Origin of the sequence: Marinomonas arctica (genome assembly GCF_003259225.1) — a bacterium.
Classification (GTDB): Bacteria; Pseudomonadota; Gammaproteobacteria; order Pseudomonadales; family Marinomonadaceae; genus Marinomonas; species Marinomonas arctica.
This window is the reverse complement of record NZ_QHJF01000016.1, coordinates 19,022-31,801: the sequence shown is the minus strand read 5'-3', so window position 1 is coordinate 31,801 and position 12,780 is coordinate 19,022. Positions and strand designations below refer to the sequence as shown.

General features: G+C 45.1%; 11 protein-coding genes. 4 read left to right on the top strand and 7 right to left on the bottom strand.

Going from position 1 to position 12,780, the window contains the following annotated elements; all coding sequences use genetic code 11:
• The first annotated feature begins 21 nt into the window (after window positions 1-21).
• Complete coding sequence (locus DK187_RS10955) at window positions 22-1,131, top strand: MbnH family di-heme enzyme (RefSeq protein WP_111607388.1); 1,110 nt, start codon at window positions 22-24, stop codon at window positions 1,129-1,131.
• Between the two features lie 72 nt (window positions 1,132-1,203).
• Here the strand turns inward: DK187_RS10955 and DK187_RS10950 are convergent, their stop codons facing one another.
• Both DK187_RS10950 and DK187_RS10945 read right to left on the bottom strand, forming a co-directional pair.
• Window positions 1,204-2,799, bottom strand: a complete 1,596-nt coding sequence (locus DK187_RS10950) for a methyl-accepting chemotaxis protein (RefSeq protein WP_111607387.1) — start codon at window positions 2,797-2,799, stop codon at window positions 1,204-1,206.
• Window positions 2,800-3,068: 269 nt separating this feature from the next.
• Window positions 3,069-3,680, bottom strand: coding sequence for a glutathione S-transferase family protein (locus DK187_RS10945; protein ID WP_111607386.1), 612 nt, complete (start codon window positions 3,678-3,680; stop codon window positions 3,069-3,071).
• Between the two features lie 148 nt (window positions 3,681-3,828).
• Between DK187_RS10945 and DK187_RS10940 the strand changes: the two genes are divergently transcribed.
• From DK187_RS10940 to DK187_RS10930, 3 genes are all read left to right on the top strand, one after another.
• Window positions 3,829-4,692 (top strand): LysR family transcriptional regulator, encoded by an 864-nt coding sequence (locus tag DK187_RS10940; RefSeq protein ID WP_111607385.1) that lies wholly within the window; start codon window positions 3,829-3,831, stop codon window positions 4,690-4,692.
• A gap of 52 nt (window positions 4,693-4,744) precedes the next feature.
• Entirely contained in the window at window positions 4,745-5,332 is a 588-nt protein-coding gene (locus tag DK187_RS10935) for a DJ-1/PfpI family protein (RefSeq protein ID WP_111607384.1), read from the top strand.
• Window positions 5,333-5,616: 284 nt separating this feature from the next.
• Window positions 5,617-6,087, top strand: a complete 471-nt coding sequence (locus DK187_RS10930; protein WP_111607383.1) for a Dps family protein — start codon at window positions 5,617-5,619, stop codon at window positions 6,085-6,087.
• Window positions 6,088-6,175: 88 nt separating this feature from the next.
• Here the strand turns inward: DK187_RS10930 and DK187_RS10925 are convergent, their stop codons facing one another.
• The 5 genes from DK187_RS10925 to DK187_RS10905 all read right to left on the bottom strand — a co-directional run bounded on the left by DK187_RS10925 (window position 6,176) and on the right by DK187_RS10905 (window position 12,779).
• Window positions 6,176-6,466 (bottom strand): putative quinol monooxygenase, encoded by a 291-nt coding sequence (locus tag DK187_RS10925; RefSeq protein ID WP_111607382.1) that lies wholly within the window; start codon window positions 6,464-6,466, stop codon window positions 6,176-6,178.
• Window positions 6,467-6,475: 9 nt separating this feature from the next.
• Window positions 6,476-7,402, bottom strand: a complete 927-nt coding sequence (locus tag DK187_RS10920) for a DMT family transporter (RefSeq protein WP_111607381.1) — start codon at window positions 7,400-7,402, stop codon at window positions 6,476-6,478.
• Between the two features lie 122 nt (window positions 7,403-7,524).
• Entirely contained in the window at window positions 7,525-8,946 is a 1,422-nt protein-coding gene (locus tag DK187_RS10915; protein ID WP_111607380.1) for a sensor histidine kinase, read from the bottom strand.
• Window positions 8,876-9,565, bottom strand: coding sequence for a response regulator transcription factor (locus tag DK187_RS10910; protein WP_111607379.1), 690 nt, complete (start codon window positions 9,563-9,565; stop codon window positions 8,876-8,878). The genes DK187_RS10915 and DK187_RS10910 overlap by 71 nt, the downstream gene beginning before the upstream one ends.
• A gap of 55 nt (window positions 9,566-9,620) precedes the next feature.
• The gene (locus tag DK187_RS10905; RefSeq protein ID WP_111607378.1) at window positions 9,621-12,779 is read right to left on the bottom strand and encodes an efflux RND transporter permease subunit; all 3,159 of its coding nucleotides are present in this window, start codon (window positions 12,777-12,779) and stop codon (window positions 9,621-9,623) included.
• Between the last annotated feature and the right edge of the window lies 1 nt (window position 12,780).

Sequence of the window (12,780 nt, the reverse complement as noted above, 5' to 3'; positions counted from 1 at the left end):
TAAAAGATTTTGGGAGGTTTGATGGAGGTCAAATGTGCTTATCTTTCATCCCAAGTTGAGCATCTTGCTTTGGGTTTGATGTTGCTAGTTTGTACTCCTTATCTTTATGCAGGCGATTATATTTGGTCATTGCCTGCATGGATGCCGGTTCCTACCGTCCCTGCGGATAACCCAATTAGCAAGGAAAAAGTCACGCTAGGTCAGCGTCTCTTTTATGATGCCAATTTGTCTGGGCCCGGTTACATGTCTTGCTCTACTTGTCATATGCCTGAACATTCATTTTCAGAGCAAAGACCTGTTTCTGTTGGTGTTACAGGACAGTTTCATAGCCGGAATGCCATGGCGATTGTAAATGTGGCCTATATGAAAACGCTGACCTGGGCGAACCCTAATGAAGTGCGCTTAGAAGACCAAGCAAAGGTTCCTATCTTTGGTACTCATCCTATTGAAATGGATACCAAAGGCCAAGAAGGTAAAGTAATTTTGTTTTTACAGCGTGACCCTATTTATCCAGATTTATTTTATAAAGCCTTTCCTAATCAAAATCCCCTAATTAGCTTCGATACCATTACTAAAGCGATAGCTTCTTTTGAACGTACTTTAATAAGCTATCAATCTCCTTACGATGACTACAAGTACAATCACAATGACAGTGCCATGAGCGAGGAGGCGAAACAAGGGGAAGCGTTGTTTATGAGTGACAGAGTTGGGTGTTCCGCTTGTCATTCGGGGGTACACTTTTCCGACGCGACGCAAGCGCCCGTTTTTCATAATACGGGGCTTTATAACCTAGACGGACAAGGTGCGTATCCAGAAGGTAATCAAGGTTTGTATGAACACACAGGAAATGCATTAGATCGAGGACGATTTAGAACGCCAACCTTGCGCAATATCGCGAAAACAGCGCCTTATATGCATGATGGTTCTATTGCGACACTTGAGGAGGTAATAGAGCATTATGCGGCTGGCGGACGTGCTGCTCAGCAAGGGGAAGCGTCTCCTTTGCTTGATGATAAGTTACATCGTTTTGTGTTAACAGACGATGAAAAGCAGCAACTCATTGCTTTCTTGACTAGCCTCACAGATACCACTTTTATAGACAATCCACATTTTACGACGCCATTTAGATAGCATGAAATAGACAAAAACCGTCGAAATTGATGGATGATTACGACGGTTTTTTGGGTTTTAAGAAGTACTTTATTAAACAGTGAAGCGCTTAACTTGTCCGGCTAGCTCATTTGAATTGGTCAGTGTCTCATGAACCGAGTGGCTGATACGTTTGGATATATTCATTACCTCTTTGGACATTGCAGATAGATTGGATAGGTTCTCATTGATCTCATCCGTCACCTTACTTTGCTCTTCCGTGGCGCTGGCGGTTTGGGCGGTAAAATCATAAATACGCCCTGCGGATGTTTTTACAATCGCGATAGACTCCATGGTCTTGTGGGAGAGCTCCACACTGACTTGTGTCATCTCGACACTTTCTTTAATGGAAGAAACTGCGTTGCTAACCCCGGCCTGCAGATCGTTTATCATAGATTGAATGTCTTCGGTGGACGCTTGGGTTTTACTGGCGAGGTTGCGTACCTCATCGGCGACAACCGCAAATCCACGACCCTGTTCGCCCGCTCTGGCGGCTTCTATTGCCGCGTTTAGAGCCAATAAATTGGTTTGTTCCGAAATACTCAGAATGACATCTAAGACTGAGGCGATACGATCTGAACGGTCAGACAGTTGATTGATGACTATGGCAGCTTGCTGGATTTGTGTTGAAAGACGATCTAATTGTGCAATGGCATTATTCAGTTGCATGATGCCGTTGTCAGCGGAATGGTTTAACGATTCAACCTCAGCAACCGTGTTGGCCGCATTCCTTGCGACATCGCGGGTCGCACCGCCCATTTCTTCTACTGCCGTGACGATGAATTCCAGTGCTTGGTTTTGTCGTTCGCTCAGGTCAGCAGACGATGAAGCGGACTCTCCTAAGTGAGACATTTCTTGGCGAATATGCTCGCAGCCATGACGAACTTGACCAATTAAACTGCCAAGGCGGGCGACAAAACTGTCGAGCTCGCGGCTTAACTCACCCGTTTCATCTGGTTTGGTGCTGTTAATACGACGGGTTAAATCGCCATCGCCAGAGCTTATTTGTCGAACGCCAAAGGTGACTTGTTTAATGGCTCTGGAAATATTGCGTGGTGCAAACCAAGCCAGCGAGATGCTGAGCAGTAGAACGCCGGCTGCCAACACACCAACTATAAGTTTGAAGCGATTGGTGTATTCATTGATTGTCTGTCTTTCAAGGGTCGCATATTTGCCAATAAGACCTTCAGATTGATCATACAAGCTGCGTAATTTGATGAAAGCTGTTTGGTTTTCATCAATAAACCGCATCATGGCGACATCATCATTTTGTTCCATTATCTGTGTCGTATTGGCGAACCAATGTTGGTAAGTGGCCTCAAAATTTGCCAATAAGTGGGTGATTTCAGTGATATCTCCTGTGAGCTGTCTAAATTGCTGCATTCGATCAAATGCTTGCTGTGCATTGAGTAATACGTCCTCTTTTGACTGCGTTTCATGAGCAAAAAGAAACGTCGATAGCGCTAAGCGTGACTGGTACAAATCTCTATCGGCGTTCTGAATTAACGACGCGCCAGAAGCGTACTTGCCCATGCTGTTTTGTAAATAATGAACCAATGCCTCGGTGGAGATCACAACCACTAAAAAAATCAGTGCTAAACCGCCAAACGCGAGGGTATAGCGGCCTCGAATGGTACGAAATATCTTCATGAAATAATCCTTGATAAAGCAATGTTTGATAATCAAATATTGATAACTTCTTCCGTGCTATACAGCGGTCTTTATATCTCGGAACTACATGGATAAGACATAGCGTCATTTATAAAAATGGCACCCAGTGTTGAAATGTGCAAGTAATTAGGAAAATAATTTGAAGAGTTTTTTAAGCAAAATATGATGGAAAAAAGGTTTAACTAGGTGGCATCCACACGTTTAGACATCGTACGTGCCATGTATAAGCGTATGGATGTGACGCGGCATCAGCTGTGAGTAATCGGAATAAACCAATCCATAGCTTCAATCTGTCTAATCCAGCGCTGGATATTGGGATACGCAGACAATTCATACGCACCACCTTCTTCTGCCACATGGGTATAAGGGAATAGGCAAATATCCGCTAATGTGATGGTATTTCCCACTAAAAATGTCTGTGTTGCTAGGGTCTCTTCCATCTGTTTTAACGCGGCGTGACCTTGCTCTATTCGGTCTGGTAGCATCTGCTTTTTCAGATCCGTCATGGCGTTGTGAGTCAGCCAAAAACGTGGTGAAGCAATGTTGGGTTCATGACTGTATTGCTCCCAGAATAACCATTTATAAACCTTGGCCCTAAGAATGGCATCAGTCGGCAACAAGGCCGATTTGTGTTGTTCTGCAAGATAGAGAAGTACTGCATTACTTTCGCTTAAGCATTGTCCATCATCCAATTCTAATACTGGAGTTTTCCCGTTTGGATTCATCGCCAAGAAGGAATCTGTGTGTGTTTCTCCTTTGGTAATGTCATAGTGTTTTAGCGTTACTTTTAAGCCTAAACAAGCGCATAACAAACGGATTTTATAACCGTTCCCTGAGGGCAAAAAATCGTGCAGAATCATAAGTCTTTCCTTCATAGTTAATGGTCTGATCTTGCGACAAGAAAGAGACAGAAAAAAGCGAATTAAATTGAAGGCTGGCATAACGCATTTTGATGAATGCAGTTGAGTGAAAGAGCTTTAAGTTAAAGTGCATAAAAACAAAGAGAGGATGGCATTGGATACGGAACTATTAAAAACCCTCGTGGCGATTGTCGATCATGGCAGTTTTCAACGCGCTGCCATGCAGACTTTTCGTACGCCGTCCGCGATCAGTATGCAGATGAAGCGTTTAGAAGAACACGTTGGTACGGAGCTGTTTTGCAAGCGAGGTCGAGATCAAGTGCTCACTGAAGATGGTCAGCAGTTGGTGCATTACGCTCGGCGGATTTTGCAGCTGCAAGAAAGCGCGTTGCAATCGATCAAGGGTCCGCAGCAAGGCGTCTTACTTAATTTCGGTTGTCCTAATGATTACGTAGCGAATTTGTTGATCATCATTATGTCTGTCATGGAAACCATGCAACCCAATATCCGCTTTCGAATTCGCACTGGTACCTCAGCCGAACTAAGGGAGTGGATGGACAAAGGTGACGTGGATTTAGCCCTAGTGACACGAACACCAGACAGTGATGAAGGTTTAACCTTGTTTCAAGATAAAGGCGTTTGGGTGGCGAAAAAAGGCTTTGATTGGGCGTCGATGAACCCATTGTCACTCGCGCTGTATGAATCGAGCTGTAAATTCCACTCCAGTGCTGTGGATGGTTTGCAGAAGAAGGGAATGGATTATCAGCTGTATTGTGTCACCGCCAACCTTACTCTTATCGAAAGCCTATTAATGGCCGAAAAAGCCATTTCTGCCATCGCTAGCATCAGCGTAAATGACTCTTTAGATATCATCGACGGTGATTTTTTACCTAGTCTTCCTGCGGTAGAAATCGCTTTTTCTCGCTCCGCTTCTGCACCCGATTGGCTTACTGTTGCGTGGATCGAGGAAGTGATTGAGGGGGTAAAGAAAATGAATGGCAGAGTATGTTAATGCGCAAGACTTAAATGTACATTGAGTGTGTCTTTTCAAAGGAGTCTAACGTATGAATGTCGGTATTTATCTTTATGATAAAGCGGAAGTATTGGATTTCTCCGGCCCATTTGAGGTGTTTACAACCGCTTCACGTGTTTGCCAAAACGATACACCGTTTAATGTGTTTCTAATCGGTGAGTCGGGTGACACCATTGTCGCTAGGGCGGGGTATAAAGTGGTGCCGGATTATGGTTTTCACAATCATCCTCAGATTGATGTCTTTATCGTCGTGGGTGGTGATCACACTGAAGAAATTCACAAACCTAAGGTGATCAGCTGGATTCATCAACAAGCTCAACAAGCCAGTTTGGTTGCGTCTGTTTGCACGGGGGCATTTTTACTTGCAAAAGCGGAGTTATTTCAAGGGCAACAAGTGACTACCCATTGGGAGGACATTGCGGATTTAAGGGCGCAATTTCCAACGTTGGATGTGGTGGACGGTGTGCGTTGGGTGGATGCTGGTGATGTGGTCACGTCTGCGGGTATTTCGGCAGGCATCGATATGAGTTTGCATCTTGTGAGTCGGCTTCATAGCCTTTCACTCGCTGAAAAAACCGCGCGACAGATGGATTTTGATTGGACAAAAAATGCTGTTTAGGCGCTTGTGTATGGTAAGAAAAATACCGCCTTTGGCTTCATATATGAACATTTTATTCTAAGAGAATAATCATTTTCTTCCCTTATTATCTCCTTGTTTCCTAGAAATTCGTGGGTTTCGAAGCGGATTGTTTTACTGTAATAATATAAATACGCCAGCACAGGTGATCATCCCAGCATCGTGTGCAATACTGGCAAAGCTTGAAATAAATGATGCACTGCAGTTCGTTGTATTCTGCAGTGGTCATGAAGGAGTTATCACAATTTTAAATATGAGGTAATAACATGACCGACATCGATATAGGAATAAGCAAAAAAAATAGAGCGGAGATTTCTGATGGGCTCAAGCGTCTTTTAGCGGATACTTATACTTTGTATCTGCAAACACATAATTTTCATTGGAACATTACGGGTCCTCAATTTCGCGAATTGCATTTAATGTTTGAAGAGCACTATCAAGAGCTAGCGCTTGCTGTTGATGATATTGCAGAACGTATTCGTACTTTGGACGTTGCGGCGCCAGGTACCTACAAAGCCTTTGCTGAATTGAGCTCCATTAAGGAAGTAGATGGGGTGCCAACTTCGGCTGAGATGGTAAAATATTTAACCAAAGGGCATGAGCAAGTTGTCAAAACCGCACGTAAGGTACTAAAAGTTGCCCAAGAGGCTGATGACGAATCTACCGCGTCTTTGGTCTCTGATCGTATGCGAGTGCATGAAAAAACGGCATGGATGCTAAGAGCGACCCAAGCTTAGCATTCATTAAGTGATTAAGCCTTGAGGCTTAAAGCGATAGATTTACAACTCATCTCTAAAACCAGCGTTGTTACTCGGCGCTGGTTTTTTATTGCTCAACGGAATGATCTGTGATGCTATAAAATCGTTCAACATTTTTTGTCACTTCACCCCAATAAGATGCTTTCACTCTGGTTTGATGCCTCTCAAATGCGGCTCTGTCAGTGAATTCTTCATACACCTCAAAGCGCTGTGGATTGCCGCTGTCCTGAGTGACCTTAAACGTCATACAGCCCGCCTCGGCTTGGGTCAGCGCAATGTGGTTTGGCAGTTCTGCTAACACTGAATCGAGATCTTCTGTTGGCACTTCAATATGGCCGCTGAGGGTTACTTTTGACATGATTTTTTCCTATTTTACTTTTTCGCTCTTATGTCGTGAAAAGGCCCAATTAAATTTCACCGCACTCGCTGCCAGTAATATCAGTATGACACCGAGTATTTGTGTCAGGCTAATGTGGGTCGAAAAAGCAAAGTGATCGACGAACAAAGCCGTGATCGGATAAATAAACGACAGCAAGGCAATCAAGCTGGTGGGTAATTTTTGAAAGCTGTCGTACATAATAATGTACATAAACCCTGTGAGAACGGCACCGAGAATCAAGAGATCGATCCACTGACTGGTTTGTGTGGGTAAATTGTCAAAATCGGCAAAGGGTAGGAGCATAAAAACACCCACGATAACCTGTATCAACGCCACAAAAGTGGAGGGCACTTGGCTGACTTTTTTCGTCACAAGCGTGGTCACGGTATAAAGTAGTGCGGCTCCCAAAGCGAGTAATAAGCCAAATAATGCAGAAGAACCGTCGCTGCTTGCTTCACCTGAGAAGAGTGCGCTTATCTCGTTCCGATCCAGTTCTACGATTAAAAATAGTCCGATAAACGCCAAGGCGAGCCAAAACAATAAGCTGCCAGACAGTTTCTCTTTGGTGATTAACGCACCTGTTAGTACTAAAAATAACGGCTGCATATGGTAAGCCACAGTGGCGATAGAAAAGGGAATGTAATTGAACGAGGCAAACAGAAATATCCAGTTTCCTACCAAGGTGATACCACCCAAAATAATCATCAACAAGACGCTACGTTGGAAGTATTCTCGACGAATGAATCCCGCATAATAAGCATAGCCACCTAGAACAACCGCCCCGATGACGCAGCGGAAAAACACCACATTCCAAAAGGCTTGACCTGAACTGATAACAAAATAGCCGATGGTGCCAGACAGTATCATGGCTAGGATGAGCTCGATACTGCCGATAGTATTGCTGGAACGATTCATTATTACTTCCCAATATTTGAATAGCTTGATCGGCATTTAACCCTAAAGCTGACAGAATCTATACCACTTTATGTACAGTGAAAAGAGGCTGCCCATTGAGCTTCTACTCTTTCTTAAGCTGTTCATGACTTTGAACAGACAGCATCCTTTTTATTCTCTATCGGATGTGACATGTTCAGAGTGACATGAACTTGTAGTCCTGGATGGTTGTCTTTTAGTTCGATTTTTCCGTGATGAAATTGTGCGATGGCTTTGATGAGAGGAAATCCCAGTCCATATCCTGGGCTGGTACGACTGGACTCTAAGCGAAATAGGCGCTGTAAGACTTGATCTTTAAATTCATCGGGTATACCCGGTCCATTGTCTTTAACAATGAAACCTGCGGTGGTGGTAAGCAATTCAATCACGCCACCAGAGGGCGTGTATTTACAGGCATTTTCTAAGGCGTTGAACATAGCGCGAAAGATGAGCGTTTTATCGCCCTGTAAATAACATGGGCGAGAAGCAATAAAAGAGAGTGCTTGCTGCTTATCTTGTGCTAAAGGTTGGATTAGATCGATCACATCTTCTGCGACCTGGTTGATATCGACCAGATTAAAGTGTGAATGGGCCTGTTTGTGTTCCAACCGGCTGAGCTCTAGCATGGCGCTGAAAGTGGTGAGGATATGGTCTAATTCTTCTAGCATTTCTTGCAGCTGAGATTCGTTAATCGGGTGTTCTGGTAACGTCGTTAAATGGCTTTCGAGGCGAAGGCGGAGTCGTCCAAGTGGTGTTCTAAGATCATGGGCGATAGCGTCGGTGACGCCTGATACGGCATGGAAAGAATCTTCGAGCTGATTGAGCATTCTGTTGATGTAGCCAGCAAGCAGGTCGAATTCATCTTGACGATCACTGACGGTGACTCGTGCGCCTAAATCTCCAGATTGTATGATCTTTGCTGTGTCATTGATGTGTTTGATGCGGCTGAGAAATTGTGTCGATAAGTAGCGTCCAGAGAGTATGCCTAAGCCTAGCGTTAGCAGTAACGCCAATACCCCAGCTCGAAGGAATTGTGTTTGCAGAAAATACAAATTTTCATCATCAAATGCGACCAACAAACGTCCGTTTGACAGTGATTCAATACACCCAGAGTAAAGGCGTAGATCATTGGTATTGTCGACCAGAAAAGTAGTTTGTGCTGGGCAAGAGGCAATGTGGTTTGGCAAGCTTGTTAAACGTCCATAGGTGGCGTTTTTATCTTCGTAAGCGAGAATGAGGTTGGTTAATTGCTCGGCTTGATTGGTAAATTGCGTTAGGTATTCCGACGGGCTCATTTGTTGGTTAAATACGCGTTGTTGCTGTGTAATAAACTGAATTTGTTGTTGATAGCTGCGGCTTATTTCCCCCACACTGAGTTGGTAGAGCACAAAAAAAGCCACAGCTATCAAGGTAATTAATAGCGCGGTATAAAGCAGAGTAAAGCGCCAAACGAAGCTAGCTCGTTGTTTTGTCAACCAGCCGGTAACCAACGCCACGGATTGTTTCAAGGATCGGGGGAAGGTCATCGTTTTCTACCTTTTTTCGTAAGCGTGCTACGTGCACGTCAATCACATTGGTTTGTGGATCAAAGTCATAATCCCAGACCGCTTCGAATAACAAGGTGCGAGTAACCACCTGTTGTGGGTGTTCCATCAAATAGCGTAGGATTTGGAATTCTTTAGGCTGTAAACTGATCTCTCGTCCAGCACGCCAGACTTGTCGTGTCAGTAGGTTCATTTTTAGATCAGCGGCCTGTATCAAGGTGCTTTGTGGCGAAGCGGAGATTGGCTGACGTCGTAGCAGTATCTCGACACGAGCAAGCAACTCCGCAAACGCAAATGGTTTGACAAGATAGTCGTCTCCGCCCTCACGTAGGCCTTTGACTCGTTCATCAACAGAATCCAACGCACTCAGAATTAAGACAGGCAGCGTTTTATTTGCGCTGCGTAACGTATTGAGAACCGTCAAACCATCCAGTTTGGGTAGCATGCGGTCCAGAATGATCAGTTGGAAATCCATTTCCAATGCTTGAAACAAAGCGTCCTGACCATTGCTGGCGACCTCTACTTGATAGCCGTGTTCAGTCAGCCCTTTTTTAATAAATCCTTGTGTGACAAGGTCGTCTTCAACCACCAAAATGCGCACTGTCTGTTCCTATTATTAAGAGGCTACTATTAAAAGGCTGTTGTTATTGTGCCGATTAAGGCGAGTTTTTCTTTATGTTGAGCCGTTTTTCTGACAACTGAAAGACCCAAATGGTCATCGCTGGTAAAAAAGTAACGGTCACAAAAGCGGTAATGAGTAAACCAAATAATACAATGATGCCAACACCTCGGTAGAGTTCAGAGCCCTCACCCGGAAGAAATACTAACGGTATTAAACCACAGATGGTGGTCATGGTCGTGATCGCAATAGGACGTAGGCGTGTGGCCACGGCTTGTTGGACCGCTTCTTGTATCGTGCAGTGTGTTTCTTTTAAACGATGACGCGCGCTTTCGATAATCAATATAGGGTTATTAATAACGGTCCCCATTAAGATTAATAAGCCCAACATGGTGATCATATCAAACGGTTGGGAGAAGGCGGGTAATCCCAGCACGGGAAGCCACCCTCCTAGAGCATTCATTAAAGCTAAACCAATAATGCCACCACTAATGCCCACTGGAATCGTGGTGAGTATTAATAAGGGATAAACCCAGTTAGATAAAATAGCCACTAACAGCAAATAAATGATGGCAATAGCAATGACAAAATTATCCATTAGGGCGGCTTTTGTTGCGTTTAGCTGATCGCTTGCGCCTGAAATGGAAATCGTCACCGTCTCTGGCAAGGTCCCATCTTGTCTCAGTTCAAGTAGCTTTTGTTGCACGGCTTCCACACCTTCCTCAAGTGCCATGCTTCGGGGGGGAATAACATTCAGCGTCACGGTTCGGTTACCATTGATGCGTCTTACTGTGTTCGTGCCGACGGTTTCTTCAATAGTCACCAATTCAGAAAGAGGGAGAGCGCCACCTGTCGGTGTATGCAGTATGCGCTTGGATAACTCTGCAACCGATGCTTGGCGCTCAGCGCCATAAACATACATGTCCATTTTTTCGTCTTCGAGAAAAAAGTCATCAACGAAGGCGCCTTGGTTGAGTGCTGCAATAGTAAAACCAAGGGTTTCCATGTTCATCCCCAGCTCTTCAACACGCTCCCAATTGGGCTTCATTTGGATCAAAGGTTGATCCAAGGTGAGTGAGGAGGGTTGTGTTTGGATACGTGGATTCCCCAAGTGTTCCGAGAGCTGTCCATAAAGGTGGTTGGCGGTGGTGTAAATCGTACCAAGATCGGGGCCTGATATGTCTAGACTGATGCTTCTTGTGCCGCCATTGTTGCTGGAAATAATGGAACCACGAGACGCAAACGCTCGCATGCCTGGGTAACTGCGATAGACCCGTGTCAACTCATCCATCAACGCATCAATGTGATTTGGGTCGATGGGCTCAGCGATAGAAAACAAACGAGTGGGTGAGACGTTGAACGTAATCAGAGCCAAGGGCGGGACCGTTGTTTTACCGGCCAAATACTCTTCTGGTGAGGCATTAATATGCGGTAAAAAATGCCCTTTTATTTGCTCAGTGATCAGCGCCATTTCCTGCATGCTGTAACCTGGCGGGGGGTTCATTACCGCAAAGGTTTTTGGTTCTTCGCCTTCTGGCAAGTACTCTGCGGGCGGCGTTAAATAGAGTAACGAGATAATGCAAACCGCACAGGTCATAAAGATCACGGTAAGGCGTCGAGTAGAGGTCGCTACGAGTCTCGCACAGAGGCTAGCAAGGCGTTCTATAACGGATGGCTTGGCTTTTTCTGCGGACGTGTCCTCTTTCTTAGTCGAAAAATCGAGGTTAGCACACAGCACAGGCACAATGGTGACAGCGACTATCATCGAGGCAATAATGGCACCAGAGACCGCAATGGCAATATCTGAGTAGATTTGCCCGGCTTCTTCATCAATAAACAAGATAGGCAAAAATACCAGCACGGTGGAGGCCGTAGAGGCTAATACTGCCGACCAGACATCACGAACGCCTTTGAGAGCCGATTCGAAACGGTCTAAGCCTAAACGCCGATAGCGTTCAATGTTTTCCAATACCACAATGCTGTTGTCGACGCTCATGCCAATGGCGAATGCCACACCAGCAAGAGAGATGACATTGATAGTACGTCCAGTGATCATCAAGCCCAGAAACGCGGCTAAGGTACAGAGTGGAATGCCCACAACGGCAATGAGAGTCGCTCGGCTTGAGCGCAAAAATAGGTACAGCACCATGGTGGCAAAAATAGCCCCCAGACCTAAATTGGTGAGTACGTTTACCACAGACGCTTCAACGTAACGCACGTCATCTGAGGTGATCACCATTTTCATCCCCGCTGGGCCTAATATCTCGCGGTTGATGGTATCCATTTCTTCAAGCATATCGCGTTTAATTTGAATCACATTGGCACCACTTTCTCGACGCACTTGAAGGCCAATGCCACGGTTGCCATTAAAATAGGAAATGGCTCTTCTGTCAGCTAAGCCAAACTCGACGGTGGCTACGTCGGCCAGCCTTATGATGTTATCGCCTCGGCGAACAAGAATAAGATTTTCTACGTCTTCAAGTGTTTCGAAGCGTCCCAGTGTTCTGAGCAAATACCGCCGCTTCCCTGAATCGACTTCTCCTGCTGACATATCCATGTTACGACGGCTAATGGCAGTACGCAGGTCTGTTAAGGATAATCCTCGTTGTGATAGCGCCATTTGATCAACAAAAACCTGTAATTGTTGGCTCGAACCACCATAAACCGAGACTTCAGATACCCCAGTTATGCCTTCCATAAGCGGTCTGACTCGATCATCGACAAAATCCGCCATACGTTCGATTTCAACTGCTTTGGGATTATTGTCGAGTGGTGAAATATGGAAACGCAGAAAAGCCTCAGTTGAAAAGGCGGCAGAGACGACACGAGGCTGATCGACATTAGCAGGATAAGAGCGAACTTGACTAAGGGCACCATTCACCAAAACCAGCTTTTCGGTCATATCGACATCAAAAGGAAAAGACAGTTCTATTCTGGCCCGGCCACTTTCAGCAAGCGCTGTCATTTGCTGAAGTCCAGGTAAATTGCGTAAGTATTGTTCTTGCTCGATGAGGATGTCTTTTTCGACATCCTGTGGTGTGGCACCTCGCCAATTGGTTTCGACAGTAATCGTTCGGACTTCAACATCAGGAACCATTTGTACCGGCGCTTTGAGTACGGCAGCGCTTCCCAGAATAATCAGCATGCAAGCCATAACGGCGACAAGAATGCCGTTACGTAATAAAAAAGAAAACATG

What these genes read in the sequence shown, in the direction of transcription:
- DK187_RS10955 (WP_111607388.1), top strand. Translation starts at nt 22, where the DNA reads ATGGAGGTCAAATGTGCTTATCTTTCATCCCAAGTTGAGCATCTTGCT.
- DK187_RS10950 (WP_111607387.1), bottom strand. Translation starts at nt 2,799, where the DNA reads ATGAAGATATTTCGTACCATTCGAGGCCGCTATACCCTCGCGTTTGGC.
- DK187_RS10945 (WP_111607386.1), bottom strand. Translation starts at nt 3,680, where the DNA reads ATGATTCTGCACGATTTTTTGCCCTCAGGGAACGGTTATAAAATCCGT.
- DK187_RS10940 (WP_111607385.1), top strand. Translation starts at nt 3,829, where the DNA reads ATGGCATTGGATACGGAACTATTAAAAACCCTCGTGGCGATTGTCGAT.
- DK187_RS10935 (WP_111607384.1), top strand. Translation starts at nt 4,745, where the DNA reads ATGAATGTCGGTATTTATCTTTATGATAAAGCGGAAGTATTGGATTTC.
- DK187_RS10930 (WP_111607383.1), top strand. Translation starts at nt 5,617, where the DNA reads ATGACCGACATCGATATAGGAATAAGCAAAAAAAATAGAGCGGAGATT.
- DK187_RS10925 (WP_111607382.1), bottom strand. Translation starts at nt 6,466, where the DNA reads ATGTCAAAAGTAACCCTCAGCGGCCATATTGAAGTGCCAACAGAAGAT.
- DK187_RS10920 (WP_111607381.1), bottom strand. Translation starts at nt 7,402, where the DNA reads ATGAATCGTTCCAGCAATACTATCGGCAGTATCGAGCTCATCCTAGCC.
- DK187_RS10915 (WP_111607380.1), bottom strand. Translation starts at nt 8,946, where the DNA reads ATGACCTTCCCCCGATCCTTGAAACAATCCGTGGCGTTGGTTACCGGC.
- DK187_RS10905 (WP_111607378.1), bottom strand. Translation starts at nt 12,779, where the DNA reads ATGTTTTCTTTTTTATTACGTAACGGCATTCTTGTCGCCGTTATGGCT.